A 19,213-nucleotide genomic window follows, 5' to 3' on the forward strand; every position below is an offset into this window, starting at 1 on the left:
GAGCGACCACTAGGTGAAGTCCCATCCGATCCATTGTGGAGCTTTCAAGGCGTCGGCGATCCCCCGCGCTCGGCGGTGGTGCTCGGCGGCCTGCTCGGGCCGGCCGAGCGCGGTGGCGAGGTTGCCGAGGTGGTGGGCGGTCGGGCCGAACGCGACCAGGCCGCTGCCCGCGCCGGCGAGTTCCCCGGCCGCCGGGAGGAGCCGGTCGTAGAGGCGCGCCATGGTCGGCCGGTCGCCCGCTTCGACGGCGATCACGGCGTGCAGGCACATCCGGGCCTCGAACAGCAGGTCGTGCGGCGAGTCGGGGACGACGGCCGCGAGGGCTTCGGCGCGCTCGCCCCGTGCGAGCAGGACGATCGGGCGCGCCCACGGCTCGTACGGGCCCCAGTCGGCGCCCGGCACGTCCGGCACGTCGCCCAGGCCCAGCAGCGCCAACGGCAGGATCCCGCGTTCCAGGCCCGGCATCCCGGCGCCGGACAGGCGGGACGCGGCGGCGCGGTAGGCGGCCCTGGCCTCGTCCCGCCGACCGGTCACGGCCAGGCGCAGCGCGGCGTACCAGGCGGTGAAGACGCCGACCAGCGGCAGGTCGTGCCGTTCCGCGAGCGCGTCGGCCGCGGCGGCGTGCCGGTCGGCGGCGGCCAGGTCGGCGAGCGCGGCGTGGGACTGCACGAGGACCAGGTGGGCGAGCACCTCGAACGTCACCAGGCCGTGGCGGGCGGAGAGGTCGAGCAGCTCCGCGCCGATCCGGGCCCGGTCGGGTGCGAGGCCCGCCCGGTGGAACGTCTGGAGGAACCGGCCGTTGAGCGCCAGGGCCAGCAACGACGGGTCGGCCAGGTCGCGGGCGACGGCCTCGGCTTCGAGTGCCGCTTCCCGGCCGCGCCGCCCGGTGTCGGCACGTCGTTCCATCGCGATGGTGATCAGCAGGCGGGCGCGTTCGGCGTCGTGGCCGGGAGGCAGGGCGTCCAGCGCGCGTTCGGCCGCGTCGACGAGGCGGGCGGACAGGGCCTCGTCGTCGTTGGTGGTCCAGATCGCGGGCACGTCGAACGAGCCGATCGTGCGGGCGGTCAGCACCGGGTCGCCGCCCGCCTCGGTGACGGCTTCCGCCCGGTGCCGGCGGGCCTGGTCGAGGTCGCCGGTCACGGCCAGCGCCCGCACCAGGCCCATCACGGCGTCGAGGCGGTCCGATTCCGCGCGGGCCAGCGTCTCCCGCCACCACCTGGCCGCTTGGTGCGGCGCCGACCGGCGTTCCGCGCGTTCGGCGGCGGCCCGGGTGTAGCGCGCGGTCCGCGCGGCGGGGGCCCGGTTCCCGGCGCGCAGGAGGTGGTGGGCGATGGCCTCGACGTCATCGTGGCGCACCCGTTCGAGGACGTCGGCGGTGGCGGCGTGCCACCGGGCCCGGCGGGCGTGCGCGATGTCGTCGTAGAGCGTGTCGTGCACGAGCGCGTGGGCGAACCGCAGGCGGTCGGCGTCCGGCTCGACCAGGAAGCCCGCGAGCAGCGCCGACTCGACGGAGTCCAGCACCGCGTCCTCGTCACCGGCGAGCGGGATCAGCACGTCCAGGTCGACCTCCTGGCCGAGGACCGACGCCTGGCGCAGGTGGGTCCGCGCGGTCTCGGTGAGGTGGGCGAGGCGGTGGCGCAGGACGTCGCGGACGCCGGCGGGGACGGTGCGCAGGGCGGGGTCGGTCTCCCAGAGGCGGGTCAGCTCGCGGACCAAGAACGGGTTGCCGGCGCTGCGGGTGTGGATCGCGCGGACGTCGGCGTCCGTCGGCTCGCGGTCGGTGACGGCCTCGACCAGTTCGCGCACCTGGGATTCGGTCAGGCCCCCGAGGTAGACGCGGGCGGGCTCCGTGCGGGCGGCCCGGCCGAGGGCCTCGGTCAGGGCGGCGGAGATCTCGGTGGAGCGGTAGGTAGCGACGACCAGCACGCGACCGGCGTCCGGGTCGGCGGCCAGGGACGTCACCAGCGCGAGGGTGTCGTCGTCGGCCCAGTGCAGGTCGTCGAAGACCAGCAGGACCGGTCGCCGCACCTCGGCCAGCGAGGCGGCGATCGCGCGGTGCCGCTCGAACCTGCCGGCGGGCAGGTCCTCCGTCAACGCCAGCTTTTCCGCCATCCGCGTCCACGGCCAGGCGGCGGGCGCGTCCTCGGCGCACGTGCCCCACGCGGTCGCCCAGCCGGCGCCGGCGAGCCGTCCGGCCAGTTCCCCGGCCAACGCCGTCTTGCCCGCACCGGCCGTGCCCGAGATCAACGCCAGCCGCCGGCCCGTCCGCGCGGCCCGCTCCAGCTCGGCCAGCTCGTCCGCGCGGCCAACGAACGGGGTGGACCGGGTGATCGGTGGTTCGGGCACGAGGGTCGGCGACTGGGCGAGGATGTCGGCCTCGATCTGCCGGAGGGCGTGGCCGGGGTCGACGCCCAGCTCCGCGCGCAGCACCTCGCGGGACTGGCGGAGGGTGGCCAGCGCCTCGCCCTGGCGTCCGGTCCGGTAGAGCGCGAGGGCGAGCAGCCGCCGCCCGTCCTCGCGCAGCGGGTGCGCGGCGACGTGCGCCCGCAGGTCCGGCACCGACTCCGCCGCCGCGCCCAGCGCCAACGCCGCCTCGGCCCGCCGTTCCACCGCCAGCAGCCGCAGCTCATCCAGCCTCGCGGCCTCGCCGTGCGCCCACGGCCGGTCGGCGAACTCCGCGTACGCGGGGCCGCGCCAGAGCGCGAGCGCGTCGTCCAGCAGCGCTTTGGCGTGCCCCGGCCTGCCGTCGGCCAAGGACCGGACCGCCTCCCCCACCGCCACCTCGAACCGCCAGGCGTCGACCTCGTCCGCCTCACCCGGCCCGTTCGCCTCGCCCGTTTCGTTTGTCTCGCCCGTTTCGTTCGTCTCGCCCGGCCCGTTCGCGCGCAGCGCGTACCCCGGCGGCACGGTCACCAGCAGCCGGGAGGGTGTCCGGGGTGGCCGGTCGGGTTCGAGGGCCTTGCGCAACGCGCCGACGAACGTCTGCACGGCGCCGAGCGCACCGTCCGGCGCGTCGCCGTCCCACAGGTCGTCGATCAGCCGCGTGACCGGCACCACCCGTCCCCCGGCGACCAGCAGGCGTGCCAGGACGGCGCGGTGCCGCGGCCCCTTGAGGTCGAGCGGCCCGCGTCCACCCACGGCCTCCAGCGGGCCCAGCACCCGGAAACGCACCATCGCCCACAACGTATCCGTCCTGGTCGGGGCGTGCCGCGGGGCGCTGATCGGCTGCTGATCGAGCGCTGATCGGGGTCGCTCAGAGTGGGTCGGGCAACCGCGCCCCACACCGAACCCGGAGCCGCACATGAAGTTCACCAGGCAGCGCGTCACCGTCGCCGACGGCGTGGCGCTCAACGTCGCCGTGGGAGGCTCGGGCAGCCCCGTCGTGCTGCTGCACGGCTTCCCCCAGACGCACCTGATGTGGCGGCACGTCGCCGCCGACCTCGCCGCCGACCACACCGTCATCTGCCCCGACCTGCGCGGGTACGGCGACAGCGACAAGCCCGCCGACGACGGTCGGACGTACTCGAAGCGCACGATGGCCGCCGACGTCGTCACCCTCGCCCGCGCGCTCGGGCACGACCGGTTCGCGCTGGCGGGCCACGACCGGGGCGCGCTGGTCGCCGTCCGCGCGGGGCTCGACCACCCCGACGCGGTCACGCACCTGGCCTCGCTGGACGTGCTGCCGACCCTCGACATGTGGGACGTCATGCACGGCGTCACCGCGTCCGTCGGCTTCCACCTGTACCTGATGGCCCAGCCGCCCGGTCTGCCGGAGGCGATGATCAGCGCGTCGGCGGACGCGTTCTTCGGCCACTTCCTGGACACCTGGGCCGTCGACCCGGCCGCGATCCCGCCCGACGTGCGCGCCGCGTACCTGAAGGCGTCCCGCGAGGCCGTCCCGTCGATCGTCGCCGACTACCGGGCCTCCGCCACCGTGGACGTCGAGCACGACGTGGCGGACCGGGAGGCCGGGAACCGGCTGCGCATGCCGGTGACCGTGCTGCAGCAGGACTGGGGCTCGGCCCTCGGCTTCGACGCCGCCGGCCGGTGGCGGGAGTGGGCGCCGGACCTGGACCACCGCACCGTCACGTGCGGCCACTTCATGGCCGAGGAGGCGCCGGGCGAGGTCGTCAAGGCGCTGCGCGACCTGCTCACCCGCTGACCCCTGCGTGTCCTACCTACGGCCCCCTGATGGGGCCATCAGCGTTGATGCTGGTCGGCGCGGTCTTCGACCACCGGGTTGGGACCGCCGGTTTGAGGGGCTTGACGAGTCACCGCCCGACTTGTTCTCGCTCCTGGGCCGGGCGGGTTGTGCATGGCGCATGTGTCACACCGGTCAGTGTTCGCTACGCCGTGCGGCCGTTACGCGTTGGCGCAACGTCAGAAGGGAAGCGGTTGCGCGGGCGGAGCGGACATCGCTCAGGGCCGCTTCCGCTTCCGCTGCCAACGCCTGAGCTTCATCCACCCGGCCGGTCCGGGCGTAGAGGTCGGCGAGGTCGATCATCCGTCCTGCTCGGCCGCGCAGCCGGTCCGGGCCCATGCGGGGCAACAGGTTCTCGAACCGCCGGATCGCTTCCCCGTGCTCGCCGGCGGCAGCCAGCGCCTGGGTAATGATCGAGTCGAGGCTTTCCGGTGTGAGGAAGCGCAACCACTGGGGGGTTTCACCGCCGCGTTCGGCCAGTGCCTCGGCTTTGACGATGTGCTTGATCGCGCCGTGCTTGTCGCCGGTCTTCGCCAGGTGTCCGGCCAAACCAGCGTGCAGGTTCGCGCGTTCCAGGCCGCAGACACGGGTGTCGGACACTGCCGACCGGACAAGGGTGACGGCATCGTCCGGGTGATCGTCGCCAACCTGGGCGGCCATGTTGAGCACCACGTGCGCGCGTAGGTCCGGATCGGCTCCCGCGTCGGCCGTGCGAAGAGCGAGGGTGGACAACCGGCGGGCCGAGTAGGTACGGCCGGAGTCGAAGTGGGTCCACGCCGTGCGGTCGGCCAGCGCACCGACGGCCGCTGAGAGCGCAATCCGCGTGTCGTCCCGCATCGGCGCGTCCAGGAGCGTCACCGCCCATCGCAGAGCGCCGCTGGAGACGTCTGCCGCGACCGCACCGCCGAATCGCAGGTCCATCGTCGTGTAGACCGACGTGGCGTGCCGCACTGCTTCGACCTCGGATCGGCCGACCGTGCCGGGTGCCTCCGCCGACGTGAGGCCGTCCAGTAGTCGGGCAAGAGGTTCCGGCGTGTTCGCTCCGGCGAGCACGGCGGCTGCCGCCGCCAGTAGCTCTCGTCTGTTCACTTCCTCACCCAGCCCTTGTGCGTCGAGCGCACGCTCGTAGGCGGCCACCAGTTCAGGTGTCGCGGTCCGCTGTCCTGTCTCCACCATGCCCAGGAACGACTTGCTGTAGTGGGTCCGCTGAGCCATCACGGCCAGGCTGACGCCTGCCGCCTCTCGGGCCGCGCGCAGTGCCCTTGCCGTCTCGGACATGACGCCTGGCTCCCGATGACTGTGGACGGGTGTGGACGGGTTGTTCATTCCAGCAACGCTCCGCACACGAGAGGCTACCCGTAGGCACAAACGAGTCCGAAGGTCCGAAAGGCTTGAATGCCACTGCCGACGTGCGGGGTGAATGGATGTGTTGATCTCGATCGGGATAGCGGTCACGGTCGCTGTTCCGGCAACTGCATGGCTCATCGGCACCGCGTGTGCACTCCGTTGTGGATGCGTGGAGTGCACAGCGAGAACGGCTTGGCTTCGGGCGGTATGCCGCCGGACTTCGCGGTTCGCCAGTTGGGCATCGCGAGCGTTTACGTGGCGAACGTGGGTGTGACGCAGATGGCACATACCGTAAGAGTCAAGTCGGGAATGATCGAGAAGGCGATGAGTCTTTCGGGGCACCGCTCGGAGTATTCCATGGCAAAAGCGATGGGCATCAATCGCTCAACCTTGGCGCGGGTGAGGTCCGGGCAACTCCAACCCGGCCCGTCGTTCATCGCCGGCGCACTGGTAGCGCTGTCCCCGTTCGAGTTCAGCGACTTATTCGAGATAGTGCCGCGTAATCATGATGTTCACCAAGTCGACCCACAGTCTGGATCTGAAACCGAGAATGATGACGATGACCTCCCTCAGTCGCGTATTGATCAACGTCCGATTCCACATGATGCAAGGTGAAGTCGAAGAGGCGGTGCGTTCGCTGGTTGACGAGTGGCCAGGAGCCCTGGCTGAGGGTTGTGCGGACGATGTCGTCAGGCTGCATGAAACAACTTTGGAGCTGGCTGACCGATTCCCTCTCGCAGAAGCGGTTTCGCACGTACTCCACCGCGCCACCGTGGCCTACGCCCGGGCGGGGGACTTCACCGCTGCTACTGTGACGGCGGCGCGGATGGTGTCCGTCTGGCGGGCGCGCTGTCAGCGGAACCCGACTCCCGACAATCTGGCGGGACATATTCACGCTTTGGATACGATGGCCGGAATTTTCCGCGCACGCGACATGGCGGCCTCCGTGGTTGGATGCCTGGTGGAGTTGGCAGAATGGCACCTCACCCATGGCAACAATATCGGAGTCGCTTGGGCGCTCCGGGAGATCGGAGCACTGGCTCTCCGGTCAGACAACCTGACCAACGCTGCCGAGAAGTTCACCCGGGCCGACGAAATATACGCTGACGAGGCCGGTGACCCTTCAGCCGCCGAGGAGCGTGCCGAGTGTCACGTACTCCTGGGCCGCTTGGCGTACATCAACGGTGATCACGAAACGGCGCGACTGTGGCTCGAACGAGCGGCGGTACACCTGAAGGATGATGCCGAGGGTGAGGTCCGGAGCCTCATAGAGGAGTTGAGCAAAGGCGACCCCTTGCCCGAACTGCGGATACTGAAAGTCGGCGTATTCGGCCTGCCATTCTGGGAGAACGATGAGCAATCCGACTCAATTCCATGTTCGGAAGTTTCCACCTAGCCGACCTCGGCATGGGCACCAGCCACGAGCTGAAGTTGGTCCAGGGGTGCTGACTATTCCCTGATAGTTCGGCACACAGGCCGGATTACGGATTACATTGGGCGAACACGAACGGTTACGGCTTGCTCGCTTGCCAAGGTCCAGGAAACGGGGCAAGTGGGGCCGCAAGTCAAGCAAGGCGGTTGCAACTTGCCTGTGCTCTACACCTTGGCAAGTGGGCAAGTCCGCCCCTGTCCATGCCGTCTCGGTCGCTGTCGGTCCCCTGTGCGACGCTGCCGCCCGGGAAGGGGCGGGGTGGCGTCGATCGAGGAAGTGGCCAAGTGCGTGTCTCAGGCGTGCGATCAGGCGTCGAAGTCCCGGGACGCGTTGGGGCAGGCTGAGGACTTGGTCGAAGAGGCACACGACCTGTTGGCCGCGAACCTGCGCGGGGCCGTTGATCTGGAGTCGGACACGGAGAGGACGCTGGCCCGGTTCACCGAGGTTAAAGACGGCATCACCGACTTGTGGAAGATCCTTGGTATGGGCATGGACCGGGCACAAGCAGCCTTGACCACGCTCACGGGTGAGAACGCCGCACCACCGCCCCCGGACGCTCCACGGCCCGCACAGCCGCCGCGACGGCCACCGGAGCGACAATCGTCCACGCCACCACAGGTCCGCCCGGTAGAGCCGAGTGCACCGCCCGTGATCCCGCCGGAAAAGGTCGAGGAACTACGGCGGGAACTTCCTCCCGATGTGCCGCCTGCCGATCAACGGCCGCCAGGCACGCCACGACCCAAGACACACGGGCGGTGGATCGGTCCGGACGGACAGACGCGGCCAGTTGTCAGCGGTGAAGACGAGATGTATCGGGAATCCGAAACGGCGTTGGCCGCTCTCGGCTTGCGCAGGAAGTTGACCCGTGCGTCCGACGTCGAAATGAAGATGGCGGCCTACATGCGCAACCACGGTGTCCGATCGGCCACACTATTGATCAACAACACGCCGTGTCGCGGTCCGCTCGGCTGCGACGAGCTTGTACCGGTGCTGTTGCCCGAGGGGGCCACACTCACCGTGCACGGCGCGAACGGCTTCACGAAGACCTACGCAGGAGGGGCTACGCCACCGTGGCGCAAGAGCTGAACGTCTACTACGAGGACGGCCACGCCGACGATCCTGTCGTCGTCACCACACCGGAGGAAGTCCGGGAGCTGTTCGCGGCCGTGCGAGGCAAATACCCAGCCGGCAGCGCAGTCCTGCTCACCGTCGTCCCCGCCGCCGATCCGTGGGTCTCCGAGCTGAACGCGGGGATCGACGGTGACGTGGGCGTTCTGCACTACTCCGGTGAGGACTGTCCGGAGGGCGTCCACAGCCACAGCTCCACGCCTTCCAACACCGATCCGGTGATCTACTACTACGTCACCGCAGACACGGAGTTCCCGCCTGACGCCGAAGTGCCTGCCACCGACGTGGAAGCCGCCGTGATCGATTACCTGACCACCGGGCAACGTCCGACCGTCGTGGACTGGCAAAACGACTCCACCCCGGCCGGAGGCTGAACCCCGGCATGGTTCGTGGCCTGGCCCCGGTCGGTACGTCAACGCACGCGTGGTGGGTTCTGCGGCGTTCTCAGCGCCGTCCAAGCGGCTGCCGCGTCCACCGGCGCAACCGCGTCCACACGCCGAACCGGGGCCACCAGGGCGGCCCGCCGGTTGGTCAGGACAGCCCGGATCGCGTCGTCTCGCGACCTCACCGAACGTCGAGATCGTCGCCACGTCCGGGACTCCTCGTGAGAGTGGTGCTCCCATAGGAAGTCCTACGTTCACGTCACGCGCGTTCCGAACGCAGGACACGCGGGTCAGTCGGGGTGTTCCGACTCGGCCTCGGCGCGGCGGGCCCGAAGCGAGCCGGGGTGTGCCTTCAGGGACGGGTCGCGCCGCGTCTTGACCAGGCTCGCCACGGTCACCACCGTCAGCACCACCAGGATCACGGCGAGGCTGAGCAGCGTCGGCACCTCCGGCACGCGCGGGTCGAGGTCCTCGTGCGCCCAGTGCAGGATCAGCTTCACCCCGATGAACGCCAGGATCAGCGACAGCCCCGTCGACAGGTACACCAGTCGGTCCAGCAAACCCTTCACCAGGAAGAACAACGCCCGCAACCCGAGCAGCGCGAACGCGTTGGCGACGAATACGATGTACGGCTCGGATGTGATGCCGAAGACCGCCGGGATCGAGTCCAGCGCGAACAGCACGTCGATGCTGCCGATCGCCAGCAGCACCACGAACAGCGGCGTGACCACCCGTCGGCCCTCGACGCGGTCGAACAGCTTCCCGTCCCGGTAGTCGTCGGTGATCGGCAGCACCCGGCGCGCGGTCTTCACCACGAGGTTGTCCTCGACGTCCGGGTCCTCCTCCCGGTGCCGGAACAGCTGCACGGCCGTGTAGAGCAGCAGCAGGCCGAACAGCAGGAACACGAACGAGAACAGCGCCAGCAACGTCGCGCCGACCGCGATGAACACCGCGCGCAACGCCAGCGCCAGCACGATGCCGAACGTCAGCACCTTGTGCTGGTGCTCCTCCGGCACGGCGAACTTCGACATGATGATCACGAACACGAACAGGTTGTCGACCGACAGGCTCTTCTCCACCAGGTAGCCGACGAAGTACTCGGTGCCTGCCTGCCCGCCGTACTGAAGCGTGAACCACACGCCGAACAGCAAGGCGAAGGCCACGTAGAACACCGACCACGCGGTCGCCTCGCGGATCTTGACGCGGTGCGGGCGCACGACCGCCAGCACCAGGTCCACCGCGAGCAGCACGAGGACGAGACCGATGGTGATCGCCCAGGTGAGCCCTCCGATGTCCGCCACGATCAGCGGACGCGGCGGTCGGAGGTGGGCGGGACCGGCGTCGGTATCGGCTTCGGCGGCACCGGCTCGGGCCCGGACGGCTGCGGCCGGCGCGGGACGGGCTCCGGGGTCGACGGGTCGGACGGGTCCGGCTCGTGGACACGAGGCGGGAAGGCGAAGGGACGTGACCGGGCCGGCTCGTAGGCACGAGGCAGGAAGGCCAAGGGACGCGACGGGGCCGGCTCGTGGGCACGAAGCAGGAAGGTGGAGCGGCGCGGCAGGTCTGGCCGGTGGGCGCGGAGTCGTGGGTTCACGCGGGCCTCCTCGTGGAGTCGCCGCGGGATACCCCGGCCCGCGGATGGCGTAACCGGTGGCGCGACCTGTCAGCCCGATCGGGTGGGCGTAACACCGGACCTGAGCGGGACGACGCCACGGTCACACGGAGGTCCACCCGCTCGAACTCACCGAGGTGGACCGGGTGCTGACTGTCGTGCCGTCCCTCGATCAGGTGGTCACCGGCTGACGCTGTCGAGCGGCGCGCTCTCGCGCGACCCGAGGGGACGACGGGCGTAGTGCGCCACGATGGTCACGGTCGCCGCGAGGAAGACGAGCTGCATGAGCGTGCGCGGCAGCAGGGCGTCGCCGAACGAGGGTGAGATGCCCTGCTCGGCGGCGTAGACGTTCGCCGGGAACATGCCGACCAGCAGCACGGAGAGCCCGGCCGCCGCCCACAGCGCGGTGCGGCGCCACAGGACGCCCACCGCGCCCGCGAGTTCCAGCACGCCCGTCACCGTGATCACGAGACCGGGCGCGGGGATGGCGGGCGGCACCATCGCGATCAGCTCTTCCCTCATGCCGACGAAGTGCGCCACACCGGTCGCGACGAACATCGCCGCGACCCCGCACCGCACGGCGAACGGCCAGGCGGGCACCAGGGTGACGCCGACGGCGCGCAGGCCGACCACGACGAGGGTGACCAGGACGAGGATCACGAGCGGTGCCACGGGAACTCCTTCGACCACGCGAACTTGACAGTGGCAAGATTGCCCACGAACGGCGAACTTGTCAATGACTAGATTGCGGTAGGCTGCCGGCGTGACCACGGAGCGCCCGTACCACCACGGGGACCTGCGCCGCGCCGTCCTGGACGCGGCCGTCGAGGCGATCACCGAGCACGGTCCCGCCGGCGTCGGCCTGCGCGACCTGGCCCGACGGGTCGGGGTGTCGCACGCGGGGCCGGTGCACCACTTCAAGGACAAGGCCGGCCTGCTCACCGCGCTCGCCGCGGAGGGCTTCACGTTGCTGGCCGACGCGCTGGACGGGACGGTGGCGGCGGGCGGCGACATCGTCGACCTGGGCGTGGCCTACGTGCGCTTCGCGATCGGGCACCGGGCGCACTTCGAGGTGATGTTCCGGCCCGACCTCCTCCGCCCCGACGACCCGGCGCTGACCGAGGCGCGCGACCGGGCGGGCGCGGCCCTGGCGAACGGCGTCGCCGACCGGCCCGACCCGGAGCTGGCGTCGGTCGCGGCGTGGTCGCTCGTGCACGGCTTCGCGACGCTGTGGAACACGGGCGCGCTGTCGCGGACCGATCGTGACCCGGAGGCGGTGGTGCGGGCCTTCGCGGGCTCGATGTTGTCGACCTAGCCGATCCCGCGCACGCCGACCGCGGGCGGCGCATCGCGTGGAGCCGATGCGCCGCCCGCGGCGATCAGGTGTCACATCACGTGCTTGAAATCGCCCCAGCCGTGCCCGATCTCGCGCGGAGAGGACAGGGCGAGGTCGTTCGCGTTCACCGGTCGGCCAGGTTCCGGTTGGACAGGAACCGCAGGTACTCGTCGTGGTCGAGCGGGTTGCCGTCCGTCCTGGCCCGGGTCGGCGCCGGACCGCGGACCCGGCGGGCGGGCCCCGGCTCGTGCCGGACGCTCCCCTCGCCGCGGGTCAGGCCGGGCAGGGCGGCGGCGAGGTCGTGCAGCGACCGGGCCGGGAGGTCGCCCGGCACGAGCCACCCCGAGCCGGACCCGACCGCCGGGCCGAGGTCCGCGCCCAGCGAGAGCAGCAGACCGGTCACGACGCCGAGCGCGTCGTCCGGCACCTCCACCTCGACGGTGCAACCGGGCTCGTGCACGGCGCTGCCCGCCTGCCGCAACGCCCGCAGCAGCACCACGGGCGTCAGGTGGCGGAAGTCGGCGGCGACCGTCATCGGCGCGTTGCACCCGACGCGCGTGATCGTCACCGCGCAGTCGGTCACCTCCCACCCGTGCAGGCCTTGCCGGAGCGTCGCGGTCACCGCCTCCTCGATCGCCCGGTGGTACGCCTTCGGCAGCAGGCCGAGCTGGGCCTGCCTGGTGAAGGTGTGGCCGGAGCCCGGCGGCAGGGGCTCCACGCGCACGCCCACCGTCTGCCAGAAGTCGTTCGGCCCGCGCGGGTCGAACTCGTGCACGGCCTCACCCCGGCCCACCGGCCGTTCGAAGTACACCGGCCGGACCTGCTCGAACACCGCCTCGATGCCGAACTCGCGCCGCAACCGCTCGGCGATCACCTCGCGCTGCACGGCGCCGTAGAGCAGCACGGACGTCGCGCCGCCGCCCGCCGGCCGGGTCCGGATGAGCGGGTCCTCGTCGGCCAGCCTGGTGAGCGCGGCGTGCAGGTCGGTCGCCCGGCCGGGCTCCTCGGGCCGGACCACCGACTCCAGGATCGGCGGCGAGAAGTGCGGTTCCGGACCGTCGTCGTCCGCGCCCAACCGGTCGCCGACGCGCACCTGCGGCAGACCGCGCAGCCTGCCGATGTCGCCCGCGGCGAGCGGCCCGGCGCCGCCGCCCACGACCTCCAGCCCGGCGACGCGCCCCCGGTGCACCTCCACCGCGCCCGAGGCGTCCCGCCGCCGGAACGCCAACCGCTGCCGACCGTGCACCGTCCCGGAGAACAACCGCAGGTAGGCGACCTTCTCGCCCTGGCCGGTGCGCTCGACGGCGAACACCGTGCCGCGCAGGTCGTCGGCCGGGGCCGGGCGCGGCGCGAGGAACCTCCGGACCCCGTCGACCAGGTCCGCCGTGCCCGCGCCGGACACCGCCGAGCCGAAGTACACCGGGTGCACCAGCCCTCGGCACGTCTGGTCCCGCAGCGGCCCGAGCACGTCCCCGGGCACGTCCCCGTCGATCACCCGGCCCAGCAGCCCGAGGTCGTGGTCGGCCAGGACCTCGGCCGCCTCCGCCGGGAACGCGCGGTCGGCGCAGGAGCGGGCCACGACCCTCGCGTCACGCGTGCCGAGCCGCTCGACCCTCACCATCGGCACCACGGCGGGTGTCAGCCGGCGGCGGACCTCGGCGAGCAGGTCGTCGTGCCGCGCGCCCATCCGGTCGATCTTGTTGACGAAGAGCAGGGTCGGCAGGCGCAACCGCCGCAGCGAGCGCAGCAGCACCCCGGTCTGCGCCTGCACGCCCTCGACCGCCGAGATCACCAGCACCGCCCCGTCCAGCACGGACAGGGCGCGTTCGACCTCGGCGATGAAGTCCGGGTGCCCCGGCGTGTCCACCAGGTTCACCTGGAGGTCGCCGAGCCGGAACCAGGCGACGGCGGAGCGGATCGTGATGCCGCGGCGGCGTTCCAGCTCGCCGCTGTCGGTCTGCGTGTCACCGCCGTCGACGCTGCCGAGCCGCGGGATCGTCCCGTGGTCGAACAGCAGCCGCTCGGTGAGGCTGGTCTTACCGGCGTCGACGTGCGCGAGCACGCCCAGGTTGAGGGTTCGAGTGGAGATGACGGTCCTCGGGGGTGTGGGAAGGGGCACCGGGACGGAGCACACCGTCGAGTCGCCGCATCTCATTCCTCCTCAAGGCTCGATCACCTGCGCGGCACACCGTAGGGCGAACGCCCGGATCGCGCCGGCCGATTTCGGCGGCGCCCGGCGAACCGACCCACCGGCGACCGGGCGACCGGGCGACCGGGCGACCGGCACGCCATACCACGGTCCGGCTAGTCAGAAAATCTCCCACTTGGCTGCTGTGCGGTAACTTGCCGGCGCTTAAGCTGCTGTCCGACGACCCCTGCCGCATCCCTGCGCCGATCCCCGGTGGATCCCGGGTCGGCGAGGGCTGCCCGTCGAAAGGACAGTCCCCATGCGTACCGGTCGGTTCCGCGCCGCCGTCGTGGCCGTCGCCACGGCACTGCTCACCATCACCGGCGCGACCACGGCCTCGGCCGCGCCCGCCGAAGTCGTCCAGGACACCGTCTTCCAGCCCGCCGCCGACACCCCGGTCACCGCCCTGGTCACCAAGCTGACCCACGCCGAGGCCGCGGCCCGCTTCCGCGCGGCCGGCATCACGTGGTCGTCCAGCGGTGGGTGCAGTGACCGCAACAACCCGACCTGCACCTCGTTCACGCAGATCAACCTGCCGACCGTGCAGGGCGCGGAGACCCTCAAGCGGGCCACCGGCTGCGCGCTGAACATCACCGGCGGCACCGAGACCGGCCACGCCAGCGGCACCTACAGCCACTGGAACGGCTACAAGCTCGACTACAGCCTCTCCACGTGCCTCGGCAACTACATCCGCGGCACCTTCTCCTACATCGGTGGCAACAAGTGGCAGTCCGGCTCCGGGAACGTCTACTTCCTGGAGAGCAACCACTGGGACGTCACCTACTACAACTGCGGCGGCTGCTGACACCGTCGCGTGAAGGGGGACCGGCGGCGCGACCGGTCCCCCCGCTCACACCCTTCCGCTCACCCGAAGGCCTTCACCTCCAGCAGCCCGACCGAGCCCGCACCGCTCTGGAGCACGACCCGCAACCGCGTCGTGCTCACCGGCGTGAACGTCACCTCCTGGTAGGCGTCCGGCGCGACCGGGTAACCGCTCGCGCCCGCCACGTCGACGTAGGCCGACCCGTTCCACTGCTGGACCTTCCACGACGCGGGCACGCGCACTCCCCCGTTGTCGTCGAAGAAGTACACCCGCGCCGACCGCACCGACTGCGCCGACGCCCACGTCAGCTCGGCCCACTGCTCGCCGGTCTCGGGCCAGGCGCCCCACAGCGGGTTGGCGGTGTCGTCGGACGACGGCGGGTCGACCCCGTCGTTGATCGCGGCCACCGACTCCCACGACGAGGTGTAGGACGCCGACGGCGTGGCGGAGGCGGCCAGGTTCACCGGCGGCTGAGGATCGGTGCCGCCTCCCCTGTGGTAGGCCTTCACCTCGGTCAACCCGGTCTTGAACCCGGACGCGTGCGTCACCTGGACCCGGATCCGCTGCGTGGACACCGGCGTGAACCGGACCCGGTTGTAGTTGGCCCTGGGCGTGGCCGGCGTCTTGGCCTGCGCCGCCGCCCCGACCCACGCGGAGCCGTTCCAGTACTGGATCGCGTACGACGACGGCGCGCGGTACCGGTTGCCCGCCCGGTCGTCGCGGAAGTGCAGCCGCACCTCGTCCACCGAGCGCTGCTGCCGGAAGTCGACCTCGTACCAGTCCGTGCCGTTGGGCGACCCCGAAGTGCCCCACAGCGGCTCGTTGATCGGGAACCCGTCGACCGCCGCACCGACCGACGTGCCGGACGCCGTGTACGACGCCGTGACGCCCGCGCCCTGCGCCAGGTTCGGCGTGGTGGAGGTCAGGTCGACGCCCGCCTTGGCGAACACGTCGACCATCCGCGCGCCGGTGTGCGCCACGTCCTGCGGCGCGCGCAACCCGTTGACCACCGCGGAGTAGTTCACCGTGCCCGCGCCGGACGGGAACGTGACCTCGCCGTTGGCCGGGTTGTAGAGCACGCGGGTCAACCGGTCGACGGTGAACGCGCGCGTGCCGTCGAGGTAGACCGAGTAGCCCTGCGGCACGCCGTTGTAGCGGGTGACGCCGTCGGCCGGGTCGTCCCACACCACGCTCAGGTCCATGTTGCGGTAGCGCAGGTTGTTGACCGCGAAGTGCGACCAGCCGATGTTGATCGGCGACAGCTCGATCCGGCTGTCGGTGCGCGGGCGCAGCCCGGCCACGTCCTCCACCACGGTCCAGTTGCTGCTGCCCAGGATGTTGTGGTGGATCCACGAGCGGTAGTCGACGGTGCGGCTGCCGGGGTTCCAGTTCGCCCAGAACTCGTTGGCGTCCGGCCACTGCGTGTTGCCGCCGACGTACTGCGCCCAGGTGTTCCAGTAGAGCAGCTTCTTGTAGTCCTCGGCGGTCATCCACTGGTTCGGGTAGTTGCGCAGCACCGAGGAGTACAGCCGGAACTGGACGGTGGAGTTGATGGTGGAGAAGTTGTTGGAACCGGGGTGGCCCGCCTGCGCGGCCTCGGCCTTGTCGCGCTGGTTGGCCGTGTAGAACGGGAACACCGGGTACTCGTCCGGGTCCGCGAACAGCCGCAGCGCCTGCTTGTACTGGTCGGTGCTCGGCATCAGGCCCACCGAGAACGGGTAGTAGTTGTTGATCTCCTTCCACGGCACGTGGGTGTTCGTGGCCACGTGCTTGTGCTCCAGCAGCTGCCGCGACGGGTTCCACAGCGTGTTCACCACGCCGGTGCGGATGCGGTCGGCGAGCGCTTGCATCTCGTTCGCCTTCGCGGTGTTCCCGGTCAGCGCGTAGGCCTGCTGCGCGGCCATCGCGCCGCTCCACACGTACGCCGTCTCGGCGCGGTCGAGGTTGCCCGCGCGCCAGTCGAACGACACCGCGTCGGCGTCGTTGCCCGTCATCGCGCCCCAGTCGTACTCGATGACGCCGTTGTTGTTGGTGTCGTAGGTGGCCAGCTGCCCCTTCACGTCACCTTCGGCGTACTTGGCCAGGTTGCCCGCCACGCCGGGCTGGCCGCCGTGGACCTGGTAGCTGCGCCAGGCCGCCTCGGAGATGTACTGGGTGTAGGAGTTGGACCAGTTCTCCGGGTCGCCCGGGTTGTCCATGAACCGGCCGCCCTTGGACGACTGGCCGGCCGACAGCCACGGCCCGTACGAGTAGACCGGGTCGCGCAGGTACTTCAGGTCGTCGATGTGCATCGGCTGGGTCAGCGCGATCGCGTTGTTGTAGCCGGTGACGCCCTCGATCGAGACCGGGAACTGGAAGTCCTGGCCCGGGATGTCCACGTCGAGGTGGTTGAACCGCATCAGCCACCAGCGGTAGTAGACGTTCTTCTTGATCGCCGGGTCGGGCACGTCGATGTAGGGGATGTTGTCCGCCCACCACCGGTTGTAGTCCCGCACGTGGGTGGCGAACGCGACCGACGGCGAGTGGCCGCGGTAGGCGTTGTACTCGGTCAGCGACTCGGGGATCTCGTCGGTGACGAAGCCCAGCACGACCTTCGTGGTGACCGACTGGCCCGCGCCCAGGGTGACCGACCTGGTCAGCGCGCCGCTCGCGGCGGTGAACCCGTCGCCGGCCAACCTCGGCCGGATGGTGGTGAGGTTGTTCTTCACCTGCCGCGACCCGGTCAGCTCGGCGCCGCTGACCGCGGTCGCGTACGGCGAGGTGACGCGCAGCGGCACGGTGGCCGACGCCGAGCCGGTGTTGGTGACGGTCAGGTTGGTGACGGCGACGTTGTTGTGCGTGATGAACTTCGCGACCTCTGCCCGCACGCCCGTGCCGGTGTAGACGCCCTTCCAGTGGCTCGGGGCCTGCCACCGGCTCGCCACCTGCTCGGTCAACGTCCCGGAGCCCACGGTGATCGCGTAGGCGTTCTGGCTGCTGATGTTGTCCCAGTACGCGGCGTTGCCGCCGAACCCGATCACGGCCGGGTTGTGGGTGTTCATGAACGCGCCGCGACCGCGGGTCATCAGCCACGGGCCCGCCGGGTCGTTGCCCGGCCGGGCGAGCAGGCGGTCCACCCAGAAGTCGGTGCCGCCGCTCTCCGCGTCGTAGATGGCGCGCATGGTGCTGCCGGTGCTGTAGCCGACCGGCGGCGCGGGGACCGCCGGACCGCTGAACGCGGGGTAGCCGATCGTCTGCGCGGCGGAGGCGCCCTGCACCGGCACGAGGAGCGCGCCGAGCACCACCACCGCCGCCAGCCGTCGGGTCACGCCTGGAAGGCTTGCCATTCCAACACCCCCGTCGAGAAGTCGGGCTTCGAGGTGATCGACAACCGCAGCCGCGTGGTGCTCACGGCGGTGAACGTGGTGGTGTTGACCGCGTTGCCGGCGACGCCGCACGCCGACTGGCCGGGCACGGCGGCGTACGCGCTGCCGTTCCAGTACTGGACCTGGCACGAGGCGGGCAGGTCGATGCCCTGGTCGTCGTCGAACCAGTACGTGGCCACCTTGTTCACCGACTTGGCGGTCGGCCACTGGTACTCGACCCACTGCGTGCCGCGCTCCGGCCAGTTGCCGTAGGCGAGGTTCGAGCGGTCCGCCGAGTTCGCGGGCGTGCCGCCGTTGTTCAGCGCCGTCAACGACTCCCACGCGGAGACGTAGGAGGTGGACGCGGTCGCGGACGGCGCCAGGTTGGTGCCCGTGCCGGGGTTCGTGCCCGGGTTGGCCGGCGGTCCGGTGGTGGTCTGGGTGACCTTGCGCATCGTGCCGTCGGCGTTGAAGGTCAGCAGGTCCACCGCGACGGAACGGCGGAAGTTGCCGCCGCCGGGCGCGTTGGCGTTGTGGTAGACGATGTACCACTGCCCGTTGAACTGCACGACGCCCGCGTGGTTGGTGGTCGAGGAGACCTGGTCGAGCACGACGCCGCGGTGCGTCCACGGTCCCAGCGGGCTGGTCGCGGTGGCGTAGCGCTGGCAGGCGTAGCTCGAGTTGGTGACGCAGCCGTTGGTGTCGTTGGCCGCGTACACCATGTAGTAGAGGCCGTCGCGCTTGAACATCCAGGGCGCTTCCCAGTAGTTCGCCAGGCCCTGCGGCGTGACGACCGCGCCGTCCAGCTCGACCATGTTGGCCTTGAGCTTCGCGGCGCGCACTCCCCAGTAGCCGCCCCAGTAGAGGTAGGACTGGCCGTCGTCGTCGGTGAACACGGTCGGGTCGATGTTCAGCCCGGACGAGTTGGGCGTGCTGTCGCTGACCAGCGGACCGCCCTTGGCGTCGCGGAACGGCCCGAGCGGGCTGTCGCCCACCGCGACGCCGATGTCCATCCAGCCCGCGCCGTTGCCGTTGACCGACGTGTACCAGTAGTACTTGCCGTTCTTCGGCTCGACCTCGCTCGCCCACGCGTCCGCGCCCGCCCACGGGAACGTGCCGATGTTCGCCTTCGCGCCGTGGTCGGTCCAGGTGGCGGCGTCCGTCGAGGACAGCACCCGCCACTCGCGCATGACGAAGTTGTTGGTGCCGGTCGCGGCCTCGTCGCGGCCCGCGTAGACGTACATCGTGTTGCCGACGACGAGGGGCGCCGGGTCGGCCGTGTAGTAGCTCGTGATGATCGGGTTGGCCGCGGACGCGGTCGGTGCGACGGCGACGGCGGCGGAGGCGACGAGCGCGAGTGCCGCGCCCAGCCTCACCGCCCGGATTCGGGTGCCCATGGAGGAGTCCTAACGGTGGGGG

General features: G+C 70.9%; 14 protein-coding genes. 7 read left to right on the forward strand and 7 right to left on the reverse strand.

The window, feature by feature from the left end:
* Positions 1-9: 9 nt before the first annotated feature.
* A complete protein-coding gene (locus ACQPYE_RS29235; protein ID WP_498715955.1) occupies positions 10-3,174 on the reverse strand; it encodes an ATP-binding protein in 3,165 nt (1,054 codons plus the stop codon).
* A 127-nt stretch (positions 3,175-3,301) separates the two neighbouring features.
* Here ACQPYE_RS29235 and ACQPYE_RS29240 point away from each other — a divergent pair, with 127 nt between their 5' ends.
* Complete coding sequence (locus ACQPYE_RS29240) at positions 3,302-4,162, forward strand: alpha/beta fold hydrolase (RefSeq protein WP_498715956.1); 861 nt, start codon at positions 3,302-3,304, stop codon at positions 4,160-4,162.
* A gap of 174 nt (positions 4,163-4,336) precedes the next feature.
* On the opposite strand, the gene ACQPYE_RS29245 is transcribed toward ACQPYE_RS29240, so the two are convergent.
* Positions 4,337-5,479, reverse strand: a complete 1,143-nt coding sequence (locus tag ACQPYE_RS29245) for an NsdA family TPR-like regulatory protein (protein WP_498715957.1) — start codon at positions 5,477-5,479, stop codon at positions 4,337-4,339.
* Positions 5,480-5,722: 243 nt separating this feature from the next.
* Here ACQPYE_RS29245 and ACQPYE_RS29250 point away from each other — a divergent pair, with 243 nt between their 5' ends.
* The 4 genes from ACQPYE_RS29250 to ACQPYE_RS29265 all read left to right on the forward strand — a co-directional run bounded on the left by ACQPYE_RS29250 (position 5,723) and on the right by ACQPYE_RS29265 (position 8,482).
* Complete coding sequence (locus ACQPYE_RS29250) at positions 5,723-6,163, forward strand: hypothetical protein (RefSeq protein ID WP_498715958.1); 441 nt, start codon at positions 5,723-5,725, stop codon at positions 6,161-6,163.
* Positions 6,108-6,944 carry a tetratricopeptide repeat protein gene (locus tag ACQPYE_RS29255; protein ID WP_498715960.1) on the forward strand — a complete coding sequence of 279 codons (837 nt, stop codon included), beginning with the start codon at positions 6,108-6,110 and terminating at the stop codon, positions 6,942-6,944. The genes ACQPYE_RS29250 and ACQPYE_RS29255 overlap by 56 nt, the downstream gene beginning before the upstream one ends.
* Positions 6,945-7,238: 294 nt before the next feature.
* Positions 7,239-8,066 (forward strand): DddA-like double-stranded DNA deaminase toxin, encoded by an 828-nt coding sequence (locus ACQPYE_RS29260; protein ID WP_498715962.1) that lies wholly within the window; start codon positions 7,239-7,241, stop codon positions 8,064-8,066.
* Positions 8,051-8,482 (forward strand): Imm1 family immunity protein, encoded by a 432-nt coding sequence (locus ACQPYE_RS29265; protein ID WP_498715965.1) that lies wholly within the window; start codon positions 8,051-8,053, stop codon positions 8,480-8,482. The genes ACQPYE_RS29260 and ACQPYE_RS29265 overlap by 16 nt, the downstream gene beginning before the upstream one ends.
* A 299-nt stretch (positions 8,483-8,781) precedes the next feature.
* On the opposite strand, the gene ACQPYE_RS29270 is transcribed toward ACQPYE_RS29265, so the two are convergent.
* Positions 8,782-9,792 carry a TerC/Alx family metal homeostasis membrane protein gene (locus ACQPYE_RS29270; RefSeq protein WP_498715966.1) on the reverse strand — a complete coding sequence of 337 codons (1,011 nt, stop codon included), beginning with the start codon at positions 9,790-9,792 and terminating at the stop codon, positions 8,782-8,784.
* A gap of 491 nt (positions 9,793-10,283) precedes the next feature.
* Positions 10,284-10,775, reverse strand: a complete 492-nt coding sequence (locus ACQPYE_RS29275) for a DoxX family protein (protein ID WP_498715967.1) — start codon at positions 10,773-10,775, stop codon at positions 10,284-10,286.
* 91 nt (positions 10,776-10,866) lie between these two features.
* Between ACQPYE_RS29275 and ACQPYE_RS29280 the strand changes: the two genes are divergently transcribed.
* Positions 10,867-11,418, forward strand: a complete 552-nt coding sequence (locus ACQPYE_RS29280) for a TetR/AcrR family transcriptional regulator (RefSeq protein ID WP_498715968.1) — start codon at positions 10,867-10,869, stop codon at positions 11,416-11,418.
* A 145-nt stretch (positions 11,419-11,563) separates the two neighbouring features.
* Here ACQPYE_RS29280 and ACQPYE_RS29285 read toward each other — a convergent pair whose 3' ends face one another.
* On the reverse strand, positions 11,564-13,558 hold the full coding sequence (locus ACQPYE_RS29285; protein WP_498715969.1) for a GTP-binding protein: 1,995 nt from the start codon (positions 13,556-13,558) through the stop codon (positions 11,564-11,566).
* A 328-nt stretch (positions 13,559-13,886) separates the two neighbouring features.
* Here ACQPYE_RS29285 and ACQPYE_RS29290 point away from each other — a divergent pair, with 328 nt between their 5' ends.
* Positions 13,887-14,432: a hypothetical protein gene (locus tag ACQPYE_RS29290; RefSeq protein WP_498715971.1), complete on the forward strand. Its 546-nt coding sequence runs from the start codon at positions 13,887-13,889 to the stop codon at positions 14,430-14,432.
* A 59-nt stretch (positions 14,433-14,491) separates the two neighbouring features.
* On the opposite strand, the gene ACQPYE_RS29295 is transcribed toward ACQPYE_RS29290, so the two are convergent.
* Together ACQPYE_RS29295 and ACQPYE_RS29300 are read right to left on the reverse strand one after the other, a co-directional pair.
* On the reverse strand, positions 14,492-17,758 hold the full coding sequence (locus ACQPYE_RS29295) for a discoidin domain-containing protein (protein ID WP_498715972.1): 3,267 nt from the start codon (positions 17,756-17,758) through the stop codon (positions 14,492-14,494).
* Positions 17,755-19,191 carry a glycoside hydrolase family 43 protein gene (locus ACQPYE_RS29300; protein ID WP_498715974.1) on the reverse strand — a complete coding sequence of 479 codons (1,437 nt, stop codon included), beginning with the start codon at positions 19,189-19,191 and terminating at the stop codon, positions 17,755-17,757. Before ACQPYE_RS29300 ends, ACQPYE_RS29295 begins: the two co-directional genes overlap by 4 nt.
* Between the last annotated feature and the right edge of the window lie 22 nt (positions 19,192-19,213).

The sequence above is a fragment of the Actinosynnema sp. CA-299493 genome, from assembly GCF_050946825.1.
In the GTDB taxonomy this organism is placed as follows: domain Bacteria; phylum Actinomycetota; class Actinomycetes; order Mycobacteriales; family Pseudonocardiaceae; genus Actinosynnema.

What these genes read in the sequence shown, in the direction of transcription:
- ACQPYE_RS29235 (WP_498715955.1), bottom strand. Translation starts at nt 3,174, where the DNA reads ATGGTGCGTTTCCGGGTGCTGGGCCCGCTGGAGGCCGTGGGTGGACGC.
- ACQPYE_RS29240 (WP_498715956.1), top strand. Translation starts at nt 3,302, where the DNA reads ATGAAGTTCACCAGGCAGCGCGTCACCGTCGCCGACGGCGTGGCGCTC.
- ACQPYE_RS29245 (WP_498715957.1), bottom strand. Translation starts at nt 5,479, where the DNA reads ATGTCCGAGACGGCAAGGGCACTGCGCGCGGCCCGAGAGGCGGCAGGC.
- ACQPYE_RS29255 (WP_498715960.1), top strand. Translation starts at nt 6,108, where the DNA reads ATGACCTCCCTCAGTCGCGTATTGATCAACGTCCGATTCCACATGATG.
- ACQPYE_RS29290 (WP_498715971.1), top strand. Translation starts at nt 13,887, where the DNA reads ATGCGTACCGGTCGGTTCCGCGCCGCCGTCGTGGCCGTCGCCACGGCA.
- ACQPYE_RS29300 (WP_498715974.1), bottom strand. Translation starts at nt 19,191, where the DNA reads ATGGGCACCCGAATCCGGGCGGTGAGGCTGGGCGCGGCACTCGCGCTC.